Origin of the sequence: Bradyrhizobium cosmicum, assembly GCF_007290395.2 — a bacterium.
Classification (GTDB): domain Bacteria; phylum Pseudomonadota; class Alphaproteobacteria; order Rhizobiales; family Xanthobacteraceae; genus Bradyrhizobium; species Bradyrhizobium cosmicum.
Genome location: NZ_CP041656.2, coordinates 3241238 through 3266378, shown reverse-complemented (window position 1 = coordinate 3266378; position 25141 = coordinate 3241238). Strand labels below are relative to the sequence as shown.

The following is a 25141-nucleotide window of genomic DNA, read 5'->3' as shown; positions in this document are numbered from 1 at the left end:
GTCTCACTGGAGGCCGCGGCATGCTGGATCGCGCGGTCGGCGCGGAACGATGACACCGTGAGCCGGGAAGCACCGCGCGAACGCCGAACGCGCCCGCCCAAGGCAGCGCGGCCACGTCGCGATCAGATCAGCAATGTCGGGAAAGGAATGCCGGCAATACCCCGGCCTCAAGGAACGAGGGCGTCGGCGAACACGTCAGGACCAGATTCCACTTTGACCGCAAGGTTACTCGTGAAATTGCAGAACCGGCGAACCGACCCCGCACCGAACGAAGAAAACTTGTTTCTTCTGCCGGATCGTACTTTGGCGAGCGAACCCGCGAAAGAGAACGATCCGACCGTTGACCTGATGTCTCGCCGACACCCTCTATCGTCGACCAGAACCTGTTAGGAGGCGCTGATGACGTGCCGGCTCACAGGGAGCCGGCAACTTCAGAAGTCGAAGTTACTTCTTCTTCGCGACCTTGCGGGTCTTCTTCGCAGTCTTCTTCACTGCGCTCTTCGCCTTCTTCGCCTTCTTCGCCTTCTTAGCTTTCTTGGCCATGTTGCCCTCCGATGTGTGAGATGGCTTATTCGCTGTGTGCACTCGCGGATCGAATGCACTCATCTGGAATACACCAACACGACGAAAAAAACAGCTTCCCGCTTAAAGAAGTGTTGACGCAGCAAGGCGCGTGCGCTTGGCGAGCGCGATGCAAGCGCACCGCATGACGTGTTCGCGCGATCGCGAAGAGCGGGCGCATCATCGGTGTTCGCTAGAGTAGTGATTGCAGGAAAACACTATGCAGAAAGTATTTTTCTGCACTCACGCACCGCGCATGATCAACACGATGACGCGTCTCGCGACGCGCGCGATCGCCTCGCAAAGGCGTTTCGCGGACTCTGAGTCGCGAGTTTTGGCAACGAAAATATTTTCATGATTAACGGCGCGAGCGCTCGCCGGAGCGTGTGCAAGTCGCCGTTTCGCACGAATCGCGTGACGGCGATTCGGTCGTCGCATCACCGTCGGTCGGGATGAAGTGTGCCGCCGAGGGCGCACGCGAGCATCGCATCGCGAACTGAAAACGAGGTGACGGAGCATCCGTCACCTCGTTCGAACGCGTGAGATCAGATGCCGAGCTTGGACTTGAGCAGGTCGTTGACGCTCTGCGGGTTGGCCTTGCCGCCGGACGCCTTCATCACCTGGCCGACGAACCAGCCGAGCGACTGCGGCTTGTCCTTGACCTGCGCGGCCTTGTCGGGATTGGCCGCGATGATGTCGTCGACCACCTTTTCGATCGCCGAAAGATCCGTCACCTGCTTCATGCCGCGGCTTTCCACCAGCGCGCGCGGATCGCCGCCCTCCTGCCAGACGATCTCGAACAGGTCCTTGGCGATCTTGCCCGAGATCGTCCCCTCGCCGATCAGGTCTATGATCGCAGCCAGTTGCTCGGCGTTGACGGGCGAGCCCGTAATATCCCGGCCTTCCTTGTTGAGACGGCCGAACAGCTCGTTGATCACCCAGTTCGCCGCCATCTTGCCGTCGCGGGCGCGGTTGCCGAGCTTGTCCAGCGCGGTTTCGTAGAACACCGCGCTCTCGCGCTCGGCGACCAGCACGCTCGCGTCATAGGCCGACAGGCCGAGATCGGCGACGAAGCGCGCCTTCTTCTGGTCCGGCAGTTCGGGCAGCTTCGCCTTCAGTTCCTCGACGAAGCTCTGCGAGAACTCCAGCGGCAGCAGATCCGGATCGGGGAAGTAGCGATAGTCGTGCGCCTCTTCCTTGGACCGCATCGAGCGCGTCTCGCCCTTGTTGGGATCGAACCGACGCGTCTCCTGCTCGATCTGACCGCCGTCCTCCAGGATCTCGATCTGGCGCCGCGCTTCATACTCGATCGCCTGACCGATGAAGGTGATCGAGTTCATGTTCTTGATTTCGCAGCGGGTGCCGAGCGGCGCGCCGGGCTTGCGCACGGACACATTGACGTCGGCGCGCAGGCTTCCCTTCTCCATGTCGCCGTCACAGGTGCCGAGATAGCGCATGATCGAGCGCAGCTTGGTCACATAAGCCTTGGCCTGCTCGGCGTCGCGGATGTCCGGTTTCGAGACAATCTCCATCAGCGCCACGCCGCAGCGGTTGAAATCGATGTAGGACAGCGACGGCGACCGGTCGTGGAGCATTTTGCCGGGATCCTGCTCCAGATGCAGCCGCTCGATGCCGATGGTGGCCGTCTTGCCGCCGTCGAGATCGACGATCACCTCGCCTTCGCCAACGATCGGAGATTTGTATTGGCTGATCTGGTAGCCCTGCGGCAGGTCCGGATAGAAATAGTTCTTCCGGTCGAACACCGAACGCAGGTTGATCTGCGCGTTGAGACCGAGTCCGGTCCGGACAGCCTGCCTGACGCATTCCTCGTTGATGACCGGCAGCATGCCCGGCATCGCCGCATCGACCAGGGACACATGCGAGTTCGGCTCGCCGCCGAACGCGGTGGAGGCGCCCGAGAACAATTTTGCGTTCGAGGTCACCTGGGCATGGATCTCCATGCCGATGACCACCTCCCAGTCACCGGTGGCGCCTTTGAGAAGCTTGTGCGTGGCCGTGCTCATGTCCTGCTCCCAAGCAGCGTGGCAGCGATACGCTCCCACTCCGCCTCCAATGAATCCTTTGCCGCCGGCTGGCCGGCCTGGCGATACCAATAGCCGGCATTGCCGAGATCGCCTTCGACGCGGTGCAGATACGCGTGCACCCAGGCCGCGTCGCGGCTGCTCTCGTCCTGAACGATCCTGTGCGCCTGATCCCAGTCGCCCTTGCCGGCCCACCAGAGACCCGCGAGCGGCGCGTTCAGGTCCGGCGCCGGCGCCGCGCCGTCGAGACTCGCGATGAATGCCGCGACATTCACCACCACCTCGCGGGCGTGAAGCGGCCGGCGGCCTGCTCGATCACGTCACCGAGCGAGAACAACGTCTCCTCTTCGAACGGGCGGCCGATGAGTTGCAGGCCGAGCGGCAGGCCCTGCGCGTCCTTGCCGGCGGGCACCGCGATGCCTGGCAATCCCGCCATGTTCACGGTCACCGTGAAAATGTCGTTGAGATACATCTCGACGGGGTCAGCGCCGCCCTTCTCGCCAATGCCAAAGGCCGCCGACGGCGTCGCCGGCGTCAGAATCGCGTTGACGCCCTTGGCGAAGCAATCCTCAAAGTCCTTCTTGATCAGCGTACGCACCTTTTGGGCGCGCAAATAGTAAGCGTCATAATAGCCGGCCGAAAGCACATAGGTGCCGATCATGATGCGGCGGCGGACCTCCGCGCCAAAACCTTCGGCGCGAGTGTTCTCGTAGAGCTCATTGATATTCCTGCCCTGCTCGCGCAGGCCGTAGCGGACGCCATCATAGCGCGCGAGGTTGGACGAGGCTTCTGCCGGCGCGACGATGTAATAAGCTGGCAGCGCGTACTTCGTGTGCGGCAGCGAAACCTCGACGAGCTCGGCGCCGGCGGCCTTCAGCCATGCCGCGCCCTCGCTCCAGAGCTTCTCGATCTCGGCCGGCATGCCCTCGAGACGATATTCCTTGGGGATGCCGATCTTCATACCCTTCACGGACTTGCCGACTGCCGCCTCGTAATCCGGCACGGGGATATCGACCGACGTCGTGTCCTTCGGGTCGTGCCCGGCCATCGAGCGCAGCAGCATCGCGCTGTCGCGCACGCTGCGCGCGATGGGGCCAGCCTGGTCGAGCGAGGAGGCAAAAGCGACGATGCCCCAGCGCGAGCAGCGGCCGTAAGTCGGCTTGATGCCGACCGTCGCGGTGAACGCCGCCGGCTGGCGGATCGAGCCGCCGGTGTCGGTCGCGGTCGCACCCATGCACAGCAGCGCCGCGACGGCCGAGGCCGAGCCGCCGGACGAGCCGCCCGGCACCAGCGTCGTGTTGGAGCCATCGCGCCGCCAGGGATTGCCGACGGGACCGAAGCACGAGGTCTCGTTCGCCGAACCCATAGCGAACTCGTCATTGTTGAGCTTGCCGAGCATCACCGCACCGTCGCGCCAGAGCTGCGAAGTGACCGTCGACTCATAAGTCGGCACGAAATTGCCGAGGATCTTCGAGCACGCCGTGGTGCGCACGCCCTTGGTCGCGAACAGATCCTTGATGCCGAGCGGGATACCGGCGAGCGGGCCGCCCTCGCCTTTGGCGATCTTCTCGTCGACGGCCTTCGCCATGTCGCGCGCCCGGTCCGGCGTCTCCATCACGAAGGCATTGAGCACGCGCGCTTTCTCGATCGCGCTCAGATGCGCGTCGGTCAGCTCGAGTGACGTGAAAGTCTTGGCCGCGAGACCCTTGCGGGCCTCGGCGAGCGTCAGCGATGTCAAATCGGTCATTTATTGATCGGGCTGCAGAAGAAGGGGGACAGGGTCTTGTCGTTGGCCGGATCGTCTTTTTTCTTGGCGGCGGCGTTCGCGGCGGCCTCGATCTCGTCGAGCACGGCATTGACGGCGACATTGGGGTCGGCAGCCTTGCCCTGCCGCTCCATCTTGTCGAGATAGTTCATGTAGGCCTGATAGGCCTTCTCATCGTCGCAAAGCATGCACATCGGACGGCGTCCTGAATAGAGATCTTACTCGACGACCTTCGGCACCAGGAAGAAGTGACCTTCGGTCGCGGGCGCGTTGGCAACAATATCGTCGGCGATCTCGCCGTCATTGACCACGTCCTGCCGCTTCTTCATCTGCATCGGGGTGACCGAGGTCATCGGCTCCACGCCCTCGACATTGACCTCCGAGAGCTGCTCGACAAAGGCGAGCATGGCGTTCAGCTCGCCCTGCAGATGCGGAACCTCACCCTCGGAAACCGCAATGCGCGCCAGATGCGCGATGCGGCGGACGGTAGCGACGTCGACAGACATTATATAAGGCCTCTCACGGCAAAATCTAACTGCCGTATAGCAGAGGCCGGTTTTGCGCCGCAACCGGCGCCGGGAGCTAGCCCGCCATCTTCCGCAGGCGCGCCAGCGCCGATTTGGCGAGATCGCGGGTTAATTCGGCCGCCGGGACCTCGCGGCCCAGGGCGATGGCCTGGCCGGCCCAGAGATTGGTGAAATCCACCCTGCCCTGCTTTTCGGCTGCCGCCTTCAGCGGCCCCAGGGGAGTCGCCGCGTGGGGGAACGGCGGCGCATCCGGCGAGATCGGGCCAGCCTCGCGCATCAGGCGATTCTGGACCCCGCGCGCGGGCCGGCCGGTCATGACATTGGTAATGACGGTGGAATCGTCCCGCGCCTCGGCGAGCGCCTTGCGGCCCCCCGCGCTGACCTTGGATTCCGAGCAGCGCAGATAGGCGCTGCCGATCTGCACGCCGGAAGCGCCGAGCGCGAAGGCCGCGGCAATGCCGCGCCCGTCGGCGATGCCGCCCGCCGCGATCACCGGCACCTTCACGGCATCGGCAACCTGCGGCACCAGCGCGAACGTGCCGGGCTGCTCGGAAATCTTGTCGGTCAGGAACATGCCGCGATGGCCGCCGGCCTCCGCACCTTGCGCAATGATGGCATCCACGCCGCGCTGCTCGAGCCAGACCGCTTCCTTCACGGTGGTGGCGGAGGAGATCACGAGGCAGCCCGCCGCCTTGACGCGTTTGAGCAGCGCCTGCTCCGGCAGGCCGAAATGGAAGCTCACGACCTCCGGCTTCAGCTCCTCGACCACTTCGCAGAAGGCCGCATCGAACGGCGCGCGGTTCGCAGCGTTGATCGGCGCCGCCGGATCGAGACCATGCTCAGTGTAATAGCCCGCCAGCCGCTGCTTCCAGCGCGCTTCGGCCTCGGCCGTGAGCTCGATCGGCGTATGGCAGAAGAAGTTCATGTTCACCGGCGCCTTCACACGCTGGCGGATTATGTTGACCTGCTCGCGCGCCTTCTCCGGAGACAGCATCGCGCTTGGCAGTGAACCGAGCCCTCCGCCCTCTGCCACGGCAATCACCAGCTCCGCATCCATCACGCCGGCCATCGGCGCCAGCACGATCGGGAATTCGGTCTTGAAGAGATCGATCAGTCGACGGTCAGGCCACATGGTTTTCTCTCTCGTTGTGCTTACCCTCCCCTGGAGGGGGAGGGTCGATCGCGCGTAGCGCGAGCGGGGTGGGGTGACAGTCTCTCCACGGAGGCGGTGCCCGAATGGAGAGATCACCCCACCCCGCTCCGCATTCCGCTTCGCTACATGCGCAGCGACCCTCCCCCTCCAGGGGAGGGTGAAAAATTCTGCGGCGCCGTCACGGAATTCCGTCGCCCAGCAAGCAACTGCTCCGCCTCAACCGCAATCCGCTCCACGATCTCGGCCGCCGGTGGAATATCATGGATCAATCCGACCGCCTCGCCTGCGATCACCGCGGCAATATCGAAATTGCCGGCCGCTTTCGCCGCAGCATAGTCCGCCGCGACTGCGGCAACATTCTGCATCAGTTCGACCTCGCGCCCGATCCAGCGCCGAGCGTGGTCGTTGACCAGACACCGTCCCGTGAACGGCGCCGGCCAGACATTGTTGCGGGAGAGGTCGAAGATGATGCCGCGCACGGTCGAGCCGCTGTTCGCCGCACAGATGCGCCGCTTCGCTTCCTCCGCGCCGTCGGCCTCCTGGCTTGCATAGAAGCGCGTGCCGAGCAGCACACCGCTCGCGCCAAGCATCATCATGGCGGCGAGGCCGCGCCCGTCGGCAATGCCGCCGGCCGCAACCACCGGCACGCGCCCGGCCGCGAGATCGACGATGGCTGGCACGAGATCGACAGTGGTCCGGGAGGCACCGTGACCGCCCGCCTCGCTCCCCTGCGCGATCAGAACATCGGCGCCGGCATCGAGCGCCTGCCGCGCCATCGCTTCGTCCTGCACCTGGCAGATCAGGCGCGCCCCCGCAGACTTGATCCTTGGCGCGAACGGCGCAGGATCGCCGAACGACAACATGATTGCGGATGGTTTTGCCGCGAGCGCGATGTCGAGAAGCTCGGGCCGCCTGGCGAGGCTCCAGGTGATGAAGCCGACGGCGAACGGCGCGGACAAGCCGGCGAGCTTGGCACTCTCCCGCTCAAGCCATTCGCGCTCGCCATAGCCGCCGCCGAGAATGCCAAAGCCGCCTGCACGGCTCACGGCCGAGACCAGTCGGCTGCCGGCAACGACGTCCATCGGCGCCAGCAGGATCGGATGCGTGATCTCCAGCAGCGTGATCAGCGGCGTTGCAATCGGCATCGTTTCTCCCCGTCTGGACAGCGAGACTACGCGCGACTAACATTCTCGAAAAATGAATTATCGCGAACGCTGTCATCACAAAAACGAAACGACGCCATGGAACTCAGCGACATCCAGACCTTCGCCGCGGTCGCCCGCACCGGCGGCATCACGCGTGCCGCCGAAGAGCTCAACACAGTGCAATCCAACGTCACTCAGCGCGTGAAGGCGCTGGAGGCCGAGATCGGCACGCCGCTGTTCGAACGCCACAGCCGCGGCATGACGCTGACCGGCGCCGGCAAGCGCCTTTTGCCTTACGCGCAGCGGATGGCGGCGCTGTCGCGCGAGGCCGTGCTCGCCGCGCGCGACGATGGCGAGCCGAAGGGGCCGCTGGCGATCGGTTCGATGGAGACGACCGCCGCGGTGCGGCTGCCGCCCCTGCTGGCCGATTTCCACCGCCGCTTCCCGGCCGTGCGGCTGAGCCTGCGCACGGCTACCACAGCGGACCTCGTCGCCGGCGTGCTTGAAGGTACGTTCGACGGTGCCTTCGTCGCAGGTCCCATCGCGCATGCCGACCTCACCGCGACCAGCGCCTTCCGCGAAGAGCTGGTGCTGGTCAGCGCGCGGCGCTGGAGCTCGCTCGCCGAGCTGCGCGCCGGAACGCCGGAGTCCGGTCCGACCGCCCTGGTGTTCCGCACCGGCTGCACCTACCGCCAGCGTCTCGAACAGATCTTCGTCGAGTTCGGCTGGCCCTCGGCGGCGCGCTTCGAACTCGGCACGCTCGACGGCATGATCGGCTGCGTGGCCGCCGACATGGGCGTCACGCTTTTGCCGCGCACTGTCGTCGAGCGCAGCGCGATGAACGGCAGCGTGTCGATCCACGCGTTGAGCCCCCTGCACGCGCGCGTCGAGACGCTCTTCATCCAGCGCAGCGCCGGACATCAATACAGCGCGTTGAATGGCTTCATCTCCTGCCTGAAGAGGGACGATCAGGTCATCGCGGCCTGAGATGCCACCGCCGCAGTGCGACGACGGCCCAGATCGCCTCGACCACGCCGAACGGCCAGGCGCCCTGCAGGAAGCCGTAGGCTGAGCCGAGCGCACAGGACACCGCGAACACCAGCACGAACCAGTGGCTGCGGTCCTCCAGCGCGTAGGTGACCAGCATCGCGGTCACGGCAAACAGGCCGAATAAAGTCAGCGCATCCATCATTCCGGGTTCACTCCGCGGCGCGACGCGTGATAAGCGCTAGTCCCATGCCGGCTCTTATCCTGCCCCTGGTCGATGCTGCAACCCACTGGCCCGAGCGCGGCGGGTTGGTCGGCCTTGATCTCGGCACAAAAACCATCGGCGTCGCCGTATCCAACCCCGACCGGCGGTTAGCAACCGGCGTCGAGACGATCCAGCGCAAGGCGTTCAAGCAGGATGCCGCCCGGCTGCTTGCGATCGCGGCCGAGCGCAAGGCGGTCGGCTTCGTGCTCGGCCTGCCCATCAACATGGACGGCAGCGAAGGCCCGCGCGCGCAGTCGACGCGGGCGTTTGCCCGCAATCTCGCCGGGCTGACCGCGCTCCCGATCGGCCTGTGGGACGAGCGTCTTTCGACCGCGGCGGTCGAGCGCGAGCTGATCGGGATGGATGTCAGCCGCGCCAAGCGCGCGGAGGTGATCGACGAGCACGCCGCGATCTTCATCCTGCAAGGCGCGCTCGACCGCCTCGCCAATCTTCGCGCCAGCCCGGGGGCCGTCTGATCCATGGCCGTCGTGATCGCGGCGCTGCTCCCGGTCTTCATCCTCATCGTGCTCGGCGTGGTGCTGAGGCACAGTCTGATGCGGCTGGACACGCAATGGCACGGGTTGGAACGGCTGACCTATTACGTGCTGTTTCCGATGCTGCTGGTCCAGACGCTGGTGAAGGCCGATCTTACGAAAGTGCCGGTCGCCGGCGTCGGCGGCGCGCTGCTGCTGTCGGCGCTGGTGATGTCCCTGCTCTGCCTCGCGCTCCGCCCGGCTCTCGCCCGGCTCGACATCGACGGTCCTGCCTTCACCTCGATCTTCCAGGGGGCGACGCGCTGGCAGACCTACGTGGCGCTGTCGGTGTCCGCCAACATGTTCGGCGACGTCGGACTGGCGCTGGCCTCGGTCGCGATGGTCGCAATCATTCCGCTGGTCAACGTGTTCAGCGTCGCCGTGCTCGCGCATTATGCCTCGCCCGAGAAGCAATCGGCGCGCGCCATCGTCATGACGGTGATCCGCAATCCCCTGATCTGGGCCTGTGTCATCGGTCTCGTCATCAACGTCGTCCATATGCCGCTGCCGAAAATCTGGCATGAGGTCGCCGATGCGCTCGGCCGTTCCTCGCTCGCGATAGGCCTGCTCGTCACCGGCGCGGGCCTGCAGCTCAAGGGCCTATTCCATCCCAGCGTCAGCGCGACGCTCGGCGTGACGTTCAAGCTCGTGCTGATGCCGGTGCTCGCGCTGGCGCTTGCCGTGTGGTTTGGTCTGTCCGGCAACAGCCTCGCCATTGTCGCGATCTGCGCGGCGGTTCCGACCTCGCCCAGCGCCTACGTGCTGGCCCGCCAGATGGGCGGCGACGCCCCGCTGCTGGCGCAGATCATCACGTTGCAGACGATTCTGGCGGCAATCACGATGCCGATAGCGATCGCGCTGGTGGCGTAGACCCCCGTCATTGCAGCGCAGGTCCCACCTCGTCATTGCGAGGAGCGAAGCGACGAAGCAATCCAGACTGCCTCCGCGGAAGGACTCTGGATTGCTTCGCTGCGCTCGCAATGACGGAGGATGAGGCAGCCGCGGGGTTAGCTCCCCAGCCACATCGTCAGCACCACCGCCGTCAGGTTGTTCAGCGCGTGCAGCAGGATGGTGAGCCAGAGCGAGCCAGAGCGGTAGCGCATGTAGCCGAACCACAGGCCGATGCTGAAGACCTCGGCGAGGAAGTACATGTCGTATTGCAGATGCACGACCGTCCACAGCAGCGACGACAGGATGATCGCGCCGGGAACGCGCAGGAAGCTCGCCGACCAGCCGCGATAGAGGAAGCCGCGCGCCAGAACTTCTTCCGACATCGGCGCGGCCACGCTGAAAGCGAACAGCAGCAGCAGAGCCGCCCCCTTATCACGGCCCGATTTCAACAGATCGGTCATGAATCCGGGTGTCGCCTCGCGTCCGAGGCTTCGCGATATCGTCTCCCACGCCACCACGATCAGGATAAGCCCGACGGCCCCGAGCAGCAGCTGCTTCCAGGACGGCCAATGCAGCGCGAGGTAATCGACGAAGGACGCCTTCTTGATGCGGATGGCGAGCCACACCGCGACAAGCGTCGCCGGCAGGCCCATGGTCACCGACAGCGCGAGCGCCTGCGGCTCGCGACCGACGAGCTGGATCGAGGCAAGGTCCATCGGCAGGCCGCGCAGCGCGACCAGCAGGGCGACGCCGCCGATCTGCCCGACGAACATCGCGGCAAAAATGAAGAGGCCCCACAGCGCCGTGCCCCAGAACTTCCAGACGCGCGGCGGCACCGGCGTCACTGTCAGCGGCGGCAGATCGGGATTGAGGGAGTCCATTGAAGGGCTTTCGTTACAAACGGCGAAACATCGAAAGATCGTCATGCCCGGGCTTGTCCCGGGCATCCACGTTCTTCGTGACGCTCCACAAGACGTGGATGGCCGGGTCAAGCCCGGCCATGACGGAGTGGAGAGCGCCTGTCCCTTTCAAGGCAGCGCCCGCTCCAGCAAAGCACGCACGTCGCCGGTCTCCAACTCCACCGCGCCATACATGCTGGCATGATTGGCGGCAAGCCGCGTGGCGGCGAACAGCTCGGCATGACGTGGTGTTACGCCGTTGAGCGCGGCGGCAGCCGCAAGCAGCGCCAGCTTCTCGACTGCGAGGCGCGCGACGCGCTCGCCGTCGGCGCGGCGGAACGTCTTGCCGACGAACGCGGCGGCCTCGCTTGCCCCGGGCAGCCCCTTGGTCTCGGCCGCCAGCGATTGCAGCACAGCCATCGCCGCCTCTGGCTCGCGCGCGAGCGCGCGCAGCACGTCGAGGCACATCACGTTGCCGGAGCCTTCCCAGATCGCGTTGACCGGCGATTCCCGGTAGTGGCGCGCGAGGATGCCGTCCTCGACATAGCCATTGCCGCCGAGGCACTCCATCGCCTCATAGAGAAACGCCGGCGCGCTCTTGCAGGTCCAGTATTTGATCGCGGGCGTCAGCAGCCGCATATAGGCGGCCTCGGCCGCATCGTACGGCGTGCGGTCGAAGGCACGGCAAAGCCGCATCACCAGCGCCGTGCTCGCCTCGACATGCAAGGCCATGTCCGACAGCACCGCCTGCATCAGCGGCTGGTCGGCTAGATGCTTCTGGAACACGCTGCGGTGACGGGCGTGATGCAGCGCATGTGCGAGCCCCGAGCGCATCAGGCCGGTGGAGGCAATAGCGCAATCCTGCCGCGTCAGCTGCACCATCTGGATGATGGTGCGGATGCCCTTGCCCTCCTCGCCGACCCGTTCGGCATACGCACCTGTGAACTCGACTTCCGAGGAGGCGTTCGAACGATTGCCGAGCTTGTCCTTCAGCCGCTGGAACTGGATCGCGTTGACCGACCCATCCGGCGCAAAGCGCGGCATGAAGAAGCAGGTCAGCCCCTCCTCGGCTTGCGCCAGCACCAGGAATGCGTCGCACATCGGCGCCGACATGAACCATTTATGGCCGGTGATACGGTAGGCGTTCCCGTCCCGCACCGCGCGCGTCATGTTGGCGCGAACGTCGGTGCCGCCCTGCTTCTCGGTCATGCCCATGCCGAGCGTCATGCCGCGCTTCTCCCACCACGGCGCGAACGTGGAATCGTAGCTCTTGATCGAAAGCACCGGCATCACCTTGCCAAGCAGGTCCGGCTGCATCGCCAGCGCGCCGACAGAGGCGCGCGTCATTGTGATCGGACAGAGATGGCCGGTCTCGACCTGCGAGGCCATGTAGAATTTTGCGGCGCGGATGACCTCGGCGGCATCGCCGGCCGGCTTGCCATCCGTGGTCCACGTCGAATTGTGCACGCCGCCCTGCGCGCTGTGCGCCATCAGCTCGTGATAGGCCGGATGAAACTCGACCTGGTCGCGGCGATTGCCCTTGGCGTCGAAGGTGCGCAGCTTCGGTATATTCTCGTTCGCCAGGCGCCCGCGATCGGCCATCGCGGCCGAGCCCCAGGTCTTGCCGAACTGCGACAGCTCGCGCTCCGCCGTCGCGCCGCCATTGGCCTTCACCGCGTCGACCAGCGGACGGTCCACGGCGAACAGGTCGACGTCCTCGAACGGCGGCGACTGGTTGAAGACCTCATGGGTCGCAAAGCTTGGCTGGGTCATCTGCTTCCTCGGCGCGGACTCAGTTCCGTCGCGGCTGGATCGGGAAATCATAGGCTGCCCCGCCGGCCCCAGGCAGCGAAAAATGCCACCACTCCTTCGAATAGTTCACAAAGCCTTGCTTCGCCATCGTAGCCACCAGCCGCCTGCGCCAGGCGCGTTGTTCCGGCGTGATCGACGGTGCCGCAGTATGGCCTTTCGTGTCGGTGCAGTCATAGCCGGTGCCCATGTCGACGCTGCCCTCTGGCAGCCGCGCCTCAACCGGCGCCGTGCAGTCGGCATAGGTTTTCGACGGATCGTACTTGCCGGAATTGTCAGCCTTCAGGTCGACCAGCGTCAGGTCCAGCGCCGCGCCGGTGGAATGCTGCGAGCGGCTCGCGATGTAGCCAAGCCGGAACAGCTCGGTCTTGGGAATTTTGGGATTGTAGCGCCGCTCGGCGGCCGTCTCGCGGCCGTTCTGCGACCACTTCACCATGTCGAGCGAGGCCCGCGCCGGCCGGTAGCAGTCGAACATTTTCAGCGACAGGTTCTGCGCCGCCAATTCCTGCTGAACCGCCTTCAGCCGCAGCCCAACCTCGCGCTTCACCACGCACTCGCCGGCGCCGTAGCCCGCGAGCGGACGGCCGACGAAATTGTTCGAGGTGGCGTAGCGGATGTCCTGGATGATCGTGGGATCGATGTCTCTGAGATAGACGAACCCACCAGGCAATGTCTGGGCTCGCGCCGGCGCGAGGGTCGACATCGCAAGCAGCACGACGAGCGCCGCGCGCTCTATGATTGCCGGCTTTGCGATCATTGCACCGGATCCGAGTTGACCAGCAGCTTCGTGATCGCGGTGTCTGTGTATTTGTTGCCGGCCCAGACGTCGTCGATGATGAATTGCATCCAATAGGCCGAGACCTGCGGCCGCAACGTCAACAGCTGCGCCGACAGCTTGTCGTCGAGGATGAAGATCTGCGACTCGCCGCCCGAGAACAGCACGCGGATCTGACGGACCCTGTTGTTCTTGGCGAAGATGTCCTGGTTCTTCTGGTAACCGTTCTGCACGTGGATCGACTTGACCCGACGCAGGGTTTCGAACTCGACCGTGATCCATTCGCCGATCCCGTTGCCCGAGGCGCCTTCGACCCAGGCGGTCCCGGTCGACGCGTCGAACAGATTCGATGCGCCATATGAATTGCCGAATTGCGGCTTCAGCATCGAGCTGACGCAATAAGTTTCAAAGCCGCTGCGGGCGCAGCTTTCGCCGGGCGCGGACGGACGCGGCGGCCGCATCGCCGCGCGCTCCGCGACGGCAGGCTTTGCCGGTGGTTTCACCAGCATGCCAGCCACGGCCTGTTCCGACGACAGCGGCGCCCAGAGAAATATCCGTCCGCCGAGCGTCTGGTCATAATAGGCCGGCGTCTGCTCGTGCGGCGCGGGTTGTCCTGCACGGTCGCTCGCCGTCAGCGCCAGCGCCGCCACGCGCTCGCGCACCTCGACGGCGAGATCGCCGAGATGCAGTTCGGGTCGCTTCAATTGCTCGACGAAGATTCGCGTGAACACCGAATTATGCGCCGGATCGTTGCTGCCCAGCTGGTCGAGCGCGGTCTGGCCGATGCCTGCGGAATAGAGCGTGAAGATCCCGCGCGCGGGCCGAGCATCGGCGAGGCCCCGCGTGTTCCCGATCGAACGCCCCGCGGCGCGCGGAAACGGGTTGTCGCGGCAGGCATCGATGACGACGAAGGCGACGCGCACCGACTTCGCCTGCAGCTCCGCAATCACGTCGGGCTCGGCGATCGAGGCACCGCGCACCCGCGCTTCGGCGCCCTCGGTGACGGCAGGCACGTCGCTCGGCACGAGATAATTCACACCCCCGATCGCAACGCCATGTCCCGCATAGAACACCGCAGCCGTATCGCCTGGCTCGAGCCGCGCGGTGAAATCCGAAAGCCGGTCGATCATGCCCTGACGGCCGAGATTGGTCCCCAATACGATCTCGAACTGGAGCGCCCGCAACGCGTCCGCGACGCTGGTCGCATCATTGGCCGCCTTCTTCAGCTGCCGGTCCACAGGCAAATTCGGATAGAGATCATTGCCGATCACGAGCGCGACGCGCTTGTCCGCCAGCGCCGGCGCCGCCAGGCCGACCACACATGCGGCTGCCAGCGCAGCAACATTGCGCGCCAGTCGACTAAAATACCGCATGCTCGTCATAACCCGGTCCGTGACGCAACGAATGGCACGAGTCTAGCGCAAAGCGGCAGCCCCGGACACAGGCCGGCGGCGCCCCCTTGCATGCATTGCACCGTGGATAAGTCCGCAGGCCGGATTTGTGGCTTGCCCCCCCCGCCATCCCCGCCTATAGCTCTCGCTTTAATGACATCCAAATCGACCTTCGTCCTCGGCCACCGGCATTTGCTGGGCATCGAGGGCCTTTCCGCGGCCGACATCACCGGCCTGCTCGACCTGTCCGAAGAATATGTCGAGCTCAACCGCCAGGTTGACAAGAAGCGTACCGTCCTGCGTGGACGGACGCAGGTGAACCTGTTCTTCGAGGCCTCGACCCGGACCCAGTCCTCGTTCGAGCTCGCCGGCAAGCGGCTCGGCGCCGACGTCATGAACATGTCGGTGTCCTCCTCGTCCATCAAGAAGGGCGAGACGCTGGTCGACACCGCGATGACGCTGAACGCCATGCACCCGGATATCCTGGTGGTCCGGCATCACGCCTCGGGCGCGGTGGAACTGCTGGCCCGCAAGGTCGACGGTTCCGTGATCAATGCCGGCGACGGCGCGCACGAGCATCCGACCCAGGCGCTGCTCGATGCGCTCACCATCCGCCGCAACAAGGGCCGGATCGAGGGCCTCGTGGTCGCGATCTGCGGCGACGTGCTGCATTCGCGCGTCGCCCGCTCCAACATCATCCTGCTCAACACCATGGGCGCCCGCGTCCGCGTGGTCGGCCCCTCCACCCTGCTGCCGCCCGGCATCGAGCGGATGGGCGTCGAGGTGGCGCGCGACATGCGCGAGGGGCTCAACGGCGCCGACATCGTCATGATGCTGCGGCTCCAGCGCGAGCGCATGAACGGCTCCTTCGTGCCGTCGACCTCGGAATATTTCCACTATTTCGGACTCGACCAGAAGAAGCTCGCCTACGCCAAGCCGGACGCGCTCGTGATGCATCCCGGCCCCATGAACCGCGGCGTCGAGATCGACACCGCGGTCGCCGACGGCGCGCAATCGCTGATCCGCGAACAGGTGGAGATGGGCGTGGCCGTGCGCATGGCCGTGCTCGAAGCGCTCGCCCGCAATTTGCCGAACGCGTGATGCTCATGCTGACTGACCGCCGCCCCATCCTGCTCGCCAACGCCCGCGTCGTCGACCCCTCCAGGGATTTCGACGGCCCCGGCGATGTCCTGATCGCCGACGGCATCATCCGCGAGACCCGCCGCGGCATTGGCGCGGCCGGCGTCCCCGAGGGCACCGACGTCGTCAACTGCGCCGGCAAGATCGTGGCCCCCGGCCTGATCGACATGCGCGCCTTCGTCGGCGAGCCCGGCTTCAGCCATCGCGAGACATTTGCGTCCGCGAGCCAGGCGGCCGCGACCGGCGGCATCACCACCATCATCTGCCAGCCCGATACGTCTCCGGTGATCGACAATTCGGCGACCGTCGACTTCGTGATGCGCCGCGCCCGCGACACCGCGATCGTCAACATCCAGCCGATGGCTGCGCTGACCAAGGGCATGCACGGCGAGGAGATGACTGAGTTCGGCCTGCTCAAGGCCGCCGGCGCGATCGCCTTCAGCGACAGCGACAAGAGCGTGACCAATGCGCAGGTGATGCGCCGCGCCCTCACCTACGCGCGCGATTTCGACGCGCTGATCGTGCACTACACCGAGGATCCCGATCTCGTCGGCGAAGGCGTGATGAACGAGGGCGAGTTCGCCTCGCGGCTCGGCCTGATGGGCATCCCCAATGCCGCCGAGGCCGTGATGCTCGAGCGCGACATGCGCCTCGTCGCGCTCACCGGCGGGCGCTATCACGCGGCCTCGCTGACCTGCATCGACTCGCTCGACGTTTTGAAGCGCGCCCGCGACGCCGGCCTCGCGGTGACCGCCTCGGCCTCGATCAACCATCTTGCGCTGAACGAGAACGACATCGGCCCCTACCGTTCGTTCCTGAAGCTGTCGCCGCCGCTCCGCACCGAGGACGACCGCCGCGCGCTGGTCGCCGCCGTGGCCTCCGGCCTCGTCGACGTCATCATGTCGGACCACAATCCGCAGGACGTCGAGGTCAAGCGCCTGCCGTTCGCGGAAGCGGCAGCCGGCGCCATCGGGCTCGAGACCATGCTGCCGGCCGGCTTGCGGCTGGTCCACAATGAAGAACTCGACCTGAAGACGCTGATCCGGGCGATGTCGACGCGGCCCGCCGAGATCCTGGGACTGCCGGGCGGAACCCTTCGCACCGGGGCGCCAGCGGACGTCATCGTGATCGACCCTGACGTGCCCTGGGTGGTCGATCCCGCCGACCTCAAATCGCCCTGCAAGAACACCCCGTTCGACGAGGCACGCTTTACAGGTCGCGTGGTGCGCACCATTGTCGGCGGACGGACGGTCTATGAGCATGTCTGACGTGCGGAGCTGCAGCCAGGGAATTTGCAGACAGGGAATTTGCAGACATGGCGCTTGAATTGTTTCTGCCGGTCGCCTTCGTCATCGGCTACCTGCTCGGCTCGATTCCGTTCGGGCTGATTCTCACCAGGCTCGCCGGCACGCAGGACATTCGCTCGATCGGCTCCGGCAGCATAGGCGCCACCAACGTGCTGCGCACGGGACGCAAGAGCCTTGCCGCTGGCACCCTGCTGCTCGACGCGCTCAAGGGCACCGTGGCCGTGGTGATCGCCGGCTACATCGCCGGCCCCAATGCCGCGATGCTGGCCGGACTCGGCGCCTTCCTCGGCCATCTCTTCCCGGTCTGGCTCAAGTTCAAGGGCGGCAAGGGCGTCGCCGTCTATATCGGCATCCTGCTCGGATTGTTCTGGCCGGCCGCACTGGTGTTCTGCCTGCTGTGGCTGGCGACCGCCTTCACCACCCGCTATTCCTCGCTCTCGGCGCTGGTGGCGTCGTTCATCACGCCGCTGTTCCTGTGGTGGTTTGGCCACCTCGCGCTCGCAGCGCTGGCCGCGGTGCTGACGCTGCTGCTGTTCTACGCGCATCGCGAGAACATCAAGCGGCTGCAATCAGGCAAGGAAAGCCGGATCGGCGAGAAGGCGTAAACCGGAAAAAGTACGGATACCGCCGCACCTCCTCCGCATTATATGCCAAATCCTGTTCGCAACTCGGAAGCCCATCGCGGCCGGAGTAGCGAACAGGTTCCATGCCTGTCATCCTGACGGCGGAAATGGCGTCACGCGGTTGCTCAGAATGAGCGAGAAGACAGTCGGCACGCATATCGACGGTGGTACGCAAGGTGCGGCGCGCACCGCGGCGAGCCAGCTGCTCTCGGCGACCAACATCTGGTCCGATGCGCCCTCGCCGCCTCCCGCATCGCAACCAATCCCCCTTGCGCCAACGGCGTCGCCACCTGATCCCGTCGCGCAAGTGCCTGTCACGGTCGCGGTCGCCATCACGGCCGCGCCGGTCGCCGCCGCGCGCATCCGCTCCGACCAATGGCCGCCGCGAAAACTGTCGATGGCGCTTCAGGGCGGCGGCACCTTCGCGGCCTTCACCTGGGGCGTGCTGGAGCGGCTGCTGGAGGAGCCGTCGATCGAATTCGACACGATCAGCGGCGCCAGCGCCGGCGCCATCAACGCGCTTCTGCTCGCGTGCGGCCTTGCCGAGGGCGGCCGCGAGGCCGCCCGCAGCCGGCTGAACCGGTTCTGGATCCGCCTGATGCACGAGGCCTCGTTCCGCTCGCTGATGCTGGTCGGTGGCTTCTCTGCGGCGGGAAGCTCGGTCGCGTTCGGACCGACGCTGCGCTCCGGCCAGTTCGATCCGTTCGACCTCGATCCGCTGCGGCAGGCGCTGTCGCGGGACATCAATTTTGCGGCGCTGCGCGACGCGGCCTGTCCAAAGCTGCTGATCGCGGCGACGCGAATCCGCGACGGGCAGCAGCAGATCTTCGGCAACGACAACGTCACCGCCGATGTCGCGCTGGCCTCGACCTGTCCACCGCTGGTCCACTGCGCCGTCGAGATCGAGGGCGAGGCCTATTGGGATGGCGGCCTTGGCGGCAATCCGCCGCTGCTGCGTCTGGCGCAGCAAACCACGGCGACCGACGTGCTGCTGATCCAGGTCACGCCGGCGCGCGATAGCTTCGTGCCGATCACGCTCGCCGCGATCGACCGCAGGCTCGACCAGATTGCGGCCAATGCCGCCCTCAAGGCCGAGATCGCCGCGATCGAATGGGCGCAGTCGCACGCGGCCCCGTCGCTGCGCCTGTTCAGGATCGCGGCCGAAGACTCCGTCGACGGGCTGGCGCAACGCTCATCCACCGATCTCGGTCGCGGCTTCATCCGCCTCCTGCACCGCAGCGGCCGCGAGGCCGCCGAGCGCTGGCTCGGGCAAGGCGCGCCCCCGACGCAAAGCGCCGCGCCCCGAGCGGCCGAGCCGGCGCTAGCCTGACTTCGCCAGCGCGTCCTCCAGGAACCATGCGGCCGCCAATGCGACGGGATCGTTGCCAAAGCGCGCAATCACCTGCACGCCGATCGGCAGGCCGCCGACCTTCATCACCGGCACGGCGACGCAGGGATTGCCCATCAACGTCCAGAGCCGGTTGTAACGCGGCGAGCCGGTCGAGGCGAGCTCCTTGGCCGGCGCGGTACCCGGCGCCGAATAGGTCAGCAGCACGTCGAACCCTTCGAACAGCTCGCCGAGCTCGCGACGGCCACGACGCGCGACCCGGCGGGCGTCGTCATATTCCTTCGGCGTCAGTCCGACGGTCTCGTCGAGGCTGGCGCGCAGCATCGGCGCGATCTCGTCGTGGTGCTCCGAAAATTCCCAGGCGAGCGCGCGATGCGCCTCGAAATCCTGGATGATGGGATGGATGCGCCATGCCTCCTGCACCGACTCGGGCAGGTCGATGGTCTTGACGCTGGCGCCGGCCTTCTCGGCCGCCTTGATCGCCGCCTGCAAGCCCTCTTCGGCCGCCGGCTCGACGGCCTCGGCGAACTCCTGCCTGACCACGCCGATGCGCGGCGCCTTGGCCGGCACGATGCCGGAGAATTCGGTGCGCCCGGTCATCGCCAGCAATCCGCGCGCGAGATCCTCCGCCCGCGATCCGAACAGCCCGACCGTGTCGAGCGCCCACGAATAGCACTTCACTCCGATGGTCGGCAGCATTCGGAACGACGGCTTGATCGCGGCAGCACCGCAATAGGCGGCGGGGCGGATCACCGAGCCACCGGTCTGGGTGCCCAGCGCCAGCGGGATCATGCCCGCGCCAACCGCTGCCGCCGAACCCGAGGACGAGCCGCCCGGCGTGTGGCCGGGATTGTGCGGATTGAGCGTCGGGGTCGGATCGCGCGAGGCGAACGCCGTTGTCGTGGTCTTGCCGATGATGGTGGCGCCTGCCCGCTTCAGCATCATCACGACCGGCGCGTCCGAGCGCGGCTGCCAGCCGCGGTAGATCTCGGAGCCCATCTCGGTCGGCATGTTGGCGGTGTCGATGATGTCCTTGATGCCGACCGCGATGCCGCGCAGCGGGCCGGAGGCCTGCGCCTTCGCGGATTTGTCATGGCGGACGAAGGCGCGGACATCCTTCTCTTTGGCCTCGATCGCCGCATGCGACTGGGCGATGGCGTCATCGGGCGAAAGCTCGCCGGCTTCGATGCGGCGCTGGAGGTCGGCGAGTGAGATCATGACAAAACCCTTCTTATTGGGATCGCTTTTAGCATCGCGACGGGGTCGCGCAAGCACACGAAGCCGTTGCCCACGTCCTCAGGTTGTTCCATTCTGTCCTTGCAAGGAGACGCCGTGGACGCCATCAATCCCCGCATGGAGCTGACCGAGGCTGAGCGGATCGACCGCCTGCGGCTGATCCGGTCCGACAATGTCGGGCCGCGCACGTTTCGTTCGCTGGTCGATCATTTCGGCACCGCGCGCGCCGCGCTGGAGCGGCTGCCCGATCTCGCACGCCGCGGCGGGGCCGCGCGATCGGGACGGATCTGCAGCGCCGACGACGCCAGGGCCGAGCTCGCCGCCAGCCGCAAATCCGGCATCGCCTGGCTCGCGCCCGGAGAGGACGGCTATCCGACGCGGCTGGCGATGATCGACGATGCGCCGCCGCTGCTCGCCGTGCGCGGCGACAACGCGACCTTGATGCGGCCGATGATCGCCATCGTCGGCTCGCGCAACGCCTCCGGCGCCGGCCTGAAATTCGCCGGCCAGCTTGCCCGCGAGCTTGGCGAAGCGGGCTTCATCGTCATCTCGGGACTCGCCCGCGGCGTCGACCAGGCCGCGCACCGTGCCAGCGTCGAGAGCGGCACGATCGCAGTGCTGGCCGGCGGCCAAAATTGCATCTACCCGCCCGAACACGGCGATCTGCTGGCCTCGATCCTCGATCACAACGGTGCGGCGATCTCCGAGATGCCACTCGGTCACGAGCCGCGCGCCCGCGACTTTCCCCGCCGCAACCGGCTGATCTCGGGCGCCTCGCTCGGCGTGGTCGTGGTCGAGGCCGCGCACCGCTCGGGCTCGCTGATATCAGCGCGCATGGCCGCCGAACAGGGCCGCGAGGTGTTCGCGGTGCCCGGCTCGCCGCTCGATCCGCGCGCCGCCGGCACCAATGACCTGATCAAGCAGGGCGCGACCCTCGTCACTGAAGCTGCCGACATCATCAACGCCGTCGCACCGATCATGGAGCGGCCGCTGATGCATTCCGCCGATGAGCCCGACAGCGACCCGTTCGAGAGCGATCCGCAAGGGCACGACCGTGACCAGATCACCGGCCTGCTCGGCCCCACCCCCATATCGATCGACGACCTCGTGCGGATGTCCGGCGCCTCGCCCGCGATCGTGCGCACAGTCCTGTTGGAGCTCGAACTCGCGGGACGGCTCGAACGCCACGGCGGCGGATTGGTGTCACTGCTCTGATGGAAATCAGGCTCGAACTGTTACCCTCCCCTGGAGGGGGAGGGTCGATCGCGCGCAGCGCGAGCGGGGTGGGGTGATCTCTCCACTCGAGCACTGTCCGACATGGAGAGACCGTCACCCCACCCCGGCTCACGTTTCGCTACGCTCAACATGAGCCGACCCTCCCCCTCCAGGGGAGGGTAAAAGCGGCCCGCGCGCTTCAGCTGCCGTTCCTCTCATCAAACCGCGTCCGTGCCGTCGCGATCTGCTCCTGGTGCTCGATCGCCCATTGCCCGAGTGCCTTGACCGGCTGCTGCAGCCCGCGGCCGAGATCGGTCAGCTCGTAATCCACGCGCGGCGGGATGGTCGGAAAGATCGTGCGCGTGACGAGGCCGTCACGCTCGAGGCCCCGTAGCGTCAGGGTCAGCATCCGCTGCGAGATGCCGTTGATCATGCGCTTCAGCTCGTTGAAGCGCTTCGGACCGTCGCTCAGCATCATGATGACGAACACGCTCCATTTGTCGCCGACGCGGGACAGGATCGAGGCCACGCCGCGGCAGTCGGCATGGTCGCGATCCGGCATCTGCGCGGCAGGCAAATCGGTGTGTGCAGGTTTCAAGGATGTGCCCATGGCTCAAAAAAGTGCGTTCTTGCGGGAAAATCGACAGTCACTCATGTAGCTCCGGTTACAAACATATACCATGGGTGACCCCAATGAAACTCCTCCACATCGATTCCAGCGTGCTCGGCCCCCACTCCGTCTCCAGGCAGGTGTCCGCCGCCATCGTCGACCGGCTACGGGCGGCGACGCCGTCGCTCGAAATCGCCTATCGCGACCTGACCCAGACCCCGCTCGCCCATCTCTCCGGCTCGCACCTTGCGGCCGCGCAAGGCGCACCTGCGCCCGCGGAACTCGGACCCGACCTTGCGGCGAGCGCCGCGGTGCTGAACGAGTTTCTCGATGCCGACATCGTCGTGATCGGCGCGCCGATGTACAATTTCACCATCCCGAGCCAGCTCAAGGCCTGGATCGACCGCGTCCTCGTGGCGGGGAAGACGTTCAAGTACGGCGCTAACGGTCCGGAGGGCCTTGCCGGCGGCAAGCGTGTGATCGTGGCGATCTCGCGCGGCGGCTATTATGGAGCCGGCACGCCTGCGGCGTCGCTGGAGCACCTCGAAACCTACTTGCGCGGCGTGCTGGCCTTCATGGGCATCACGAGCCCCGAATTCATTATCGCCGACGGCATCCAGGTCGGCCCAGAGCATCGCGAGAAGTCACTCGCGAACGCACTTCAGGCCGCCACCAGCTTGCGCGCGGCGTAAGACTCGCACCGACACAGCCGCTGCCGGACCCCGGCGGCGGCTGACAGATCGATCGAGCTAAAACCAGGCGCCCTGAACGCCGAGGATGACGGCGACGAGCGAAATGAACAGGCCGATGCCGGAGAAAAGCGCCACTCCAACCAGCTCCGAAATGTTGGAGCGTTCGGCGGGAATGGCGGAACGTTCGGTGTCAATGCGCGGTGCTGAAATCGACGAAAAAATGCGAGCTGCCTTTGGCATCACGGGCTCCCTGAAAATTGAGTCTTGTGACCCCTCGCCCGTAAAAATGTCTGTGCGGCGGATGCGAAGGTTCAACGCCTCACGCAAGGTTCAGCCAAATACGTTCTCCGAGATGCAGGAATCGGCCGGCACAACCGCAGAGATCGCGCCGGCCGATTCAATTTTCGCAAATGTCGATCAGCCGCGATAGATCGGCGCGCCGGCCGGCGAGGCAACCGCGCCGCCGTCGACGAAGATCTCCTGGCCCTGAATGTGCGCGGCATCATCGGAAGCGAGGAACAGCACCGTCTTCGAGATGTGATCGGGTTCGCCAATGCGGCCGAGCGGCGTGGACAATCCGATGCGCGCTTCGAACGCCTTCTCGGCTTCAGGCGTTGCGATCGCGGCGCCCCAGATCGGCGTGCGGATCGCACCGGGCGCGACGACGTTGACGCGGATGCCGCGCGGAGACAGTTCCGAGGCCATGATCCGCGCCATCGCACGCACGCCGGCCTTCGCGGCGCCGTAAGCCGAATAGCCGGGAATGCCGAGCACTGAGATCACCGAGCCGTTGAGGATGATCGAGGAATTGTCGTTGAGGTAAGGCAGCGCGGACTGCACTGTGAAAAACACACCGGTGAGGTTTGTGCGGATGACCTTTTCGAAGGCCTCCAGCGTTGCCGAACCGAGCGGCGTGCCGCCGGCGCCGGCGATACCGGCATTGGCGAACACGATGTCGAGCTTGCCGAATTTTTCGCTGCCCTTCTTGATCGCGGCATCGGTCGCCGCGATGTCGGTGGCATCAGCGACGAGCGCGAGCGCATTGGGACCGAGTTCCTTCGCCGCGGCGTCCAGCGTCTCCTTGTTGCGCCCGGTGACGATCACCTTCGCGCCCTCCGCCACGAACAGTTTGGCCGTCGCCAGGCCAATGCCGCTGTTGCCGCCGGTAATGAGGGCCGTCTTGTCTTTCAGTCTCATGCTCGTCTCCAGTGGTTTCATAATGAAACTATGTTGCCATCTAGGCTAGATGGTTTTATGATGCAACCACACAAGCGCGTGATCGGTTCTGAAATCGGGCGAATGCGATAGGACGAGGACGATGGTGAAACGAACGAGCTTCGAGGGTGATGCCTGCCCGATCGCGCGGTCGCTGGAAGCGATCGGCGACTGGTGGTCGCTCCTCATCATCCGCGAGGCGCTGTTCGGCCTGCGCCGCTTCGGCGAGTTTCAGAGCAAGCTCGGTATGGCCAAGAACATCTTGTCCGCGCGCCTGCGATCACTGGTCGACCACGGCATCCTGGCGACGGCGCCAGCCTCCGACGGCAGCGCCTATCAGGAATATGTGCTGACGCCGAAGGGCCGCGGCACCTTCCCGATCCTGGTGGCGCTCCGCCAATGGAGCGAGGAATTCGACGACCATCCCGAGGAGATCGCGACCATCCTGGTCGACCGCGCAAAAGGCCGTCCGGTGAAGAAGCTGGAGATGCGCGCGGAGGACGGGCGCCTGCTCACGCCGGCCGAGACGACGCTGAAGCTACGGCCGGCGCCGCGAAGGCGCTCGGCCTGAGCCGCAGCGGCTACCGCGTAAATCATTAGGACAGCGCGCCCAAATCTCGCACCGTCACCCTGAAGTGCTCGCCTCTTCGGCGAGCCTCGAAGGGCGACGGCCCACATGCATCGGCGGGGCCGTTCATCCTTCGAGGCTCCCGGCGCGATGCTTTGCATCGCGCCACTCGCACCTCAGGATGACGGAACCGATAAAGGCGGAAACCTCACGACAGCTTGCGCTTGCTCCGCAGCCGAAGGTGCTCGTCAGCCTCGAGCTTGGTCATGCCGAGCAGATAATGCAGCACGTCGAGCTTGTGGCGCTCGGCGAGCTTGCGCAAGGCCGTCACCTGCTCGGCGATGAAGGCCACGGCTTCATCGACCCCGCCCTCCCCCGGTTCCTCATTGCGCAAGCCTCCCCGCGCGCCAGACGCGGCGCGCGCTCGTTTCTTTCCTGGCTTTG

27 protein-coding genes are annotated in these 25141 nt (G+C 65.8%); 10 read left to right on the top strand and 17 right to left on the bottom strand.

Annotated features, from left to right (window positions below; all coding sequences use genetic code 11):
• Positions 1–1106: 1106 nt before the first annotated feature.
• The 7 genes from gatB to FNV92_RS15675 form a co-directional block, all read right to left on the bottom strand.
• Positions 1107–2585 (bottom strand): Asp-tRNA(Asn)/Glu-tRNA(Gln) amidotransferase subunit GatB, encoded by a 1479-nt coding sequence (gatB, locus tag FNV92_RS15705; RefSeq protein ID WP_143845761.1) that lies wholly within the window; start codon positions 2583–2585, stop codon positions 1107–1109.
• Positions 2582–2884: a hypothetical protein gene (locus tag FNV92_RS15700; protein ID WP_143845762.1), complete on the bottom strand. Its 303-nt coding sequence runs from the start codon at positions 2882–2884 to the stop codon at positions 2582–2584. The genes gatB and FNV92_RS15700 overlap by 4 nt, the downstream gene beginning before the upstream one ends.
• Positions 2875–4350 carry an Asp-tRNA(Asn)/Glu-tRNA(Gln) amidotransferase subunit GatA gene (gene gatA, locus FNV92_RS15695; RefSeq protein ID WP_143845763.1) on the bottom strand — a complete coding sequence of 492 codons (1476 nt, stop codon included), beginning with the start codon at positions 4348–4350 and terminating at the stop codon, positions 2875–2877. Before gatA ends, FNV92_RS15700 begins: the two co-directional genes overlap by 10 nt.
• On the bottom strand, positions 4347–4562 hold the full coding sequence (locus tag FNV92_RS15690; RefSeq protein ID WP_014494728.1) for a hypothetical protein: 216 nt from the start codon (positions 4560–4562) through the stop codon (positions 4347–4349). Before FNV92_RS15690 ends, gatA begins: the two co-directional genes overlap by 4 nt.
• A gap of 24 nt (positions 4563–4586) precedes the next feature.
• Positions 4587–4874, bottom strand: coding sequence for an Asp-tRNA(Asn)/Glu-tRNA(Gln) amidotransferase subunit GatC (gatC, locus tag FNV92_RS15685; RefSeq protein ID WP_015685636.1), 288 nt, complete (start codon positions 4872–4874; stop codon positions 4587–4589).
• 76 nt (positions 4875–4950) lie between these two features.
• Positions 4951–6027, bottom strand: a complete 1077-nt coding sequence (locus tag FNV92_RS15680) for an NAD(P)H-dependent flavin oxidoreductase (RefSeq protein ID WP_143845764.1) — start codon at positions 6025–6027, stop codon at positions 4951–4953.
• Between the two features lie 143 nt (positions 6028–6170).
• Positions 6171–7193, bottom strand: coding sequence for an NAD(P)H-dependent flavin oxidoreductase (locus FNV92_RS15675; RefSeq protein ID WP_143845765.1), 1023 nt, complete (start codon positions 7191–7193; stop codon positions 6171–6173).
• 96 nt (positions 7194–7289) lie between these two features.
• Between FNV92_RS15675 and FNV92_RS15670 the strand changes: the two genes are divergently transcribed.
• Entirely contained in the window at positions 7290–8180 is an 891-nt protein-coding gene (locus FNV92_RS15670) for a LysR family transcriptional regulator (protein WP_143845766.1), read from the top strand.
• Here FNV92_RS15670 and FNV92_RS15665 read toward each other — a convergent pair.
• Positions 8167–8382 carry a hypothetical protein gene (locus FNV92_RS15665; RefSeq protein WP_143846306.1) on the bottom strand — a complete coding sequence of 72 codons (216 nt, stop codon included), beginning with the start codon at positions 8380–8382 and terminating at the stop codon, positions 8167–8169. The two genes, FNV92_RS15670 and FNV92_RS15665, sit on opposite strands and share 14 nt — an antisense overlap.
• Positions 8383–8429: 47 nt before the next feature.
• Between FNV92_RS15665 and ruvX the strand changes: the two genes are divergently transcribed.
• Both ruvX and FNV92_RS15655 read left to right on the top strand, forming a co-directional pair.
• Positions 8430–8921, top strand: a complete 492-nt coding sequence (gene ruvX, locus FNV92_RS15660; RefSeq protein ID WP_162006282.1) for a Holliday junction resolvase RuvX — start codon at positions 8430–8432, stop codon at positions 8919–8921.
• Between the two features lie 3 nt (positions 8922–8924).
• A complete protein-coding gene (locus FNV92_RS15655; protein WP_143845768.1) occupies positions 8925–9848 on the top strand; it encodes an AEC family transporter in 924 nt (307 codons plus the stop codon).
• Positions 9849–9985: 137 nt separating this feature from the next.
• On the opposite strand, the gene FNV92_RS15650 is transcribed toward FNV92_RS15655, so the two are convergent.
• From FNV92_RS15650 to FNV92_RS15635, 4 genes are all read right to left on the bottom strand, one after another.
• The gene (locus FNV92_RS15650; protein ID WP_143845769.1) at positions 9986–10750 is read right to left on the bottom strand and encodes a CPBP family intramembrane glutamic endopeptidase; all 765 of its coding nucleotides are present in this window, start codon (positions 10748–10750) and stop codon (positions 9986–9988) included.
• 147 nt (positions 10751–10897) lie between these two features.
• Entirely contained in the window at positions 10898–12541 is a 1644-nt protein-coding gene (locus tag FNV92_RS15645) for an acyl-CoA dehydrogenase family protein (protein ID WP_143845771.1), read from the bottom strand.
• A gap of 19 nt (positions 12542–12560) precedes the next feature.
• The gene (locus tag FNV92_RS15640) at positions 12561–13280 is read right to left on the bottom strand and encodes a M15 family metallopeptidase (RefSeq protein WP_244623834.1); all 720 of its coding nucleotides are present in this window, start codon (positions 13278–13280) and stop codon (positions 12561–12563) included.
• A 50-nt stretch (positions 13281–13330) separates the two neighbouring features.
• On the bottom strand, positions 13331–14725 hold the full coding sequence (locus FNV92_RS15635; RefSeq protein WP_168213700.1) for an NADase-type glycan-binding domain-containing protein: 1395 nt from the start codon (positions 14723–14725) through the stop codon (positions 13331–13333).
• Positions 14726–14896: 171 nt separating this feature from the next.
• Here FNV92_RS15635 and FNV92_RS15630 point away from each other — a divergent pair, with 171 nt between their 5' ends.
• The 4 genes from FNV92_RS15630 (at position 14897) to FNV92_RS15615 (ending at position 19143) form a co-directional block, all read left to right on the top strand.
• Positions 14897–15844, top strand: a complete 948-nt coding sequence (locus tag FNV92_RS15630; RefSeq protein WP_143845774.1) for an aspartate carbamoyltransferase catalytic subunit — start codon at positions 14897–14899, stop codon at positions 15842–15844.
• Between the two features lie 5 nt (positions 15845–15849).
• A complete protein-coding gene (locus FNV92_RS15625; protein WP_143846307.1) occupies positions 15850–17151 on the top strand; it encodes a dihydroorotase in 1302 nt (433 codons plus the stop codon).
• 47 nt (positions 17152–17198) lie between these two features.
• Positions 17199–17795 (top strand): glycerol-3-phosphate 1-O-acyltransferase PlsY, encoded by a 597-nt coding sequence (gene plsY / locus FNV92_RS15620; protein WP_015685624.1) that lies wholly within the window; start codon positions 17199–17201, stop codon positions 17793–17795.
• A 148-nt stretch (positions 17796–17943) separates the two neighbouring features.
• Positions 17944–19143: a patatin-like phospholipase family protein gene (locus tag FNV92_RS15615; RefSeq protein ID WP_168213701.1), complete on the top strand. Its 1200-nt coding sequence runs from the start codon at positions 17944–17946 to the stop codon at positions 19141–19143.
• Here FNV92_RS15615 and FNV92_RS15610 read toward each other — a convergent pair.
• Positions 19135–20379, bottom strand: a complete 1245-nt coding sequence (locus FNV92_RS15610) for an amidase (protein WP_143845776.1) — start codon at positions 20377–20379, stop codon at positions 19135–19137. The genes FNV92_RS15615 and FNV92_RS15610 overlap by 9 nt on opposite strands.
• A 90-nt stretch (positions 20380–20469) precedes the next feature.
• Here FNV92_RS15610 and dprA point away from each other — a divergent pair, with 90 nt between their 5' ends.
• A complete protein-coding gene (gene dprA / locus FNV92_RS15605) occupies positions 20470–21612 on the top strand; it encodes a DNA-processing protein DprA (RefSeq protein ID WP_143846308.1) in 1143 nt (380 codons plus the stop codon).
• A gap of 199 nt (positions 21613–21811) precedes the next feature.
• Here dprA and FNV92_RS15600 read toward each other — a convergent pair whose 3' ends face one another.
• Positions 21812–22222 (bottom strand): winged helix-turn-helix transcriptional regulator, encoded by a 411-nt coding sequence (locus FNV92_RS15600; protein WP_143845777.1) that lies wholly within the window; start codon positions 22220–22222, stop codon positions 21812–21814.
• An 83-nt stretch (positions 22223–22305) separates the two neighbouring features.
• Here FNV92_RS15600 and FNV92_RS15595 point away from each other — a divergent pair, with 83 nt between their 5' ends.
• On the top strand, positions 22306–22914 hold the full coding sequence (locus FNV92_RS15595) for an FMN-dependent NADH-azoreductase (RefSeq protein ID WP_143845778.1): 609 nt from the start codon (positions 22306–22308) through the stop codon (positions 22912–22914).
• A 57-nt stretch (positions 22915–22971) separates the two neighbouring features.
• On the opposite strand, the gene FNV92_RS15590 is transcribed toward FNV92_RS15595, so the two are convergent.
• Both FNV92_RS15590 and FNV92_RS15585 read right to left on the bottom strand, forming a co-directional pair.
• A complete protein-coding gene (locus FNV92_RS15590; RefSeq protein ID WP_143845779.1) occupies positions 22972–23154 on the bottom strand; it encodes a hypothetical protein in 183 nt (60 codons plus the stop codon).
• 177 nt (positions 23155–23331) lie between these two features.
• Positions 23332–24111 (bottom strand): glucose 1-dehydrogenase, encoded by a 780-nt coding sequence (locus tag FNV92_RS15585; protein ID WP_015685616.1) that lies wholly within the window; start codon positions 24109–24111, stop codon positions 23332–23334.
• A 121-nt stretch (positions 24112–24232) separates the two neighbouring features.
• Here FNV92_RS15585 and FNV92_RS15580 point away from each other — a divergent pair, with 121 nt between their 5' ends.
• Entirely contained in the window at positions 24233–24700 is a 468-nt protein-coding gene (locus FNV92_RS15580; protein WP_015685615.1) for a winged helix-turn-helix transcriptional regulator, read from the top strand.
• A gap of 205 nt (positions 24701–24905) precedes the next feature.
• Here the strand turns inward: FNV92_RS15580 and FNV92_RS34615 are convergent, their stop codons facing one another.
• Positions 24906–25049, bottom strand: a complete 144-nt coding sequence (locus FNV92_RS34615; RefSeq protein ID WP_240536176.1) for a hypothetical protein — start codon at positions 25047–25049, stop codon at positions 24906–24908.
• Positions 25050–25141: the final 92 nt, after the last annotated feature.

Coding starts and splice junctions, on each gene's coding strand:
- FNV92_RS15645 (WP_143845771.1), bottom strand. CDS start 12,541: ATGACCCAGCCAAGCTTTGCGACCCATGAGGTCTTCAACCAGTCGCCG.
- FNV92_RS15610 (WP_143845776.1), bottom strand. CDS start 20,379: ATGATCTCACTCGCCGACCTCCAGCGCCGCATCGAAGCCGGCGAGCTT.
- FNV92_RS15670 (WP_143845766.1), top strand. CDS start 7,290: ATGGAACTCAGCGACATCCAGACCTTCGCCGCGGTCGCCCGCACCGGC.
- FNV92_RS15655 (WP_143845768.1), top strand. CDS start 8,925: ATGGCCGTCGTGATCGCGGCGCTGCTCCCGGTCTTCATCCTCATCGTG.
- FNV92_RS15590 (WP_143845779.1), bottom strand. CDS start 23,154: ATGCCAAAGGCAGCTCGCATTTTTTCGTCGATTTCAGCACCGCGCATT.
- FNV92_RS15650 (WP_143845769.1), bottom strand. CDS start 10,750: ATGGACTCCCTCAATCCCGATCTGCCGCCGCTGACAGTGACGCCGGTG.
- FNV92_RS15625 (WP_143846307.1), top strand. CDS start 15,850: ATGCTGACTGACCGCCGCCCCATCCTGCTCGCCAACGCCCGCGTCGTC.
- FNV92_RS15635 (WP_168213700.1), bottom strand. CDS start 14,725: ATGCGGTATTTTAGTCGACTGGCGCGCAATGTTGCTGCGCTGGCAGCC.
- FNV92_RS15675 (WP_143845765.1), bottom strand. CDS start 7,193: ATGCCGATTGCAACGCCGCTGATCACGCTGCTGGAGATCACGCATCCG.
- gatA (WP_143845763.1), bottom strand. CDS start 4,350: ATGACCGATTTGACATCGCTGACGCTCGCCGAGGCCCGCAAGGGTCTC.
- FNV92_RS15585 (WP_015685616.1), bottom strand. CDS start 24,111: ATGAGACTGAAAGACAAGACGGCCCTCATTACCGGCGGCAACAGCGGC.
- FNV92_RS15640 (WP_244623834.1), bottom strand. CDS start 13,280: ATGTCGACCCTCGCGCCGGCGCGAGCCCAGACATTGCCTGGTGGGTTC.
- plsY (WP_015685624.1), top strand. CDS start 17,199: ATGGCGCTTGAATTGTTTCTGCCGGTCGCCTTCGTCATCGGCTACCTG.
- gatB (WP_143845761.1), bottom strand. CDS start 2,585: ATGAGCACGGCCACGCACAAGCTTCTCAAAGGCGCCACCGGTGACTGG.
- FNV92_RS15600 (WP_143845777.1), bottom strand. CDS start 22,222: ATGGGCACATCCTTGAAACCTGCACACACCGATTTGCCTGCCGCGCAG.
- FNV92_RS15630 (WP_143845774.1), top strand. CDS start 14,897: ATGACATCCAAATCGACCTTCGTCCTCGGCCACCGGCATTTGCTGGGC.
- FNV92_RS15615 (WP_168213701.1), top strand. CDS start 17,944: ATGAGCGAGAAGACAGTCGGCACGCATATCGACGGTGGTACGCAAGGT.
- ruvX (WP_162006282.1), top strand. CDS start 8,430: ATGCCGGCTCTTATCCTGCCCCTGGTCGATGCTGCAACCCACTGGCCC.
- FNV92_RS15680 (WP_143845764.1), bottom strand. CDS start 6,027: ATGTGGCCTGACCGTCGACTGATCGATCTCTTCAAGACCGAATTCCCG.
- FNV92_RS15665 (WP_143846306.1), bottom strand. CDS start 8,382: ATGGATGCGCTGACTTTATTCGGCCTGTTTGCCGTGACCGCGATGCTG.
- FNV92_RS15690 (WP_014494728.1), bottom strand. CDS start 4,562: ATGTGCATGCTTTGCGACGATGAGAAGGCCTATCAGGCCTACATGAAC.
- FNV92_RS15580 (WP_015685615.1), top strand. CDS start 24,233: ATGGTGAAACGAACGAGCTTCGAGGGTGATGCCTGCCCGATCGCGCGG.
- FNV92_RS15595 (WP_143845778.1), top strand. CDS start 22,306: ATGAAACTCCTCCACATCGATTCCAGCGTGCTCGGCCCCCACTCCGTC.
- gatC (WP_015685636.1), bottom strand. CDS start 4,874: ATGTCTGTCGACGTCGCTACCGTCCGCCGCATCGCGCATCTGGCGCGC.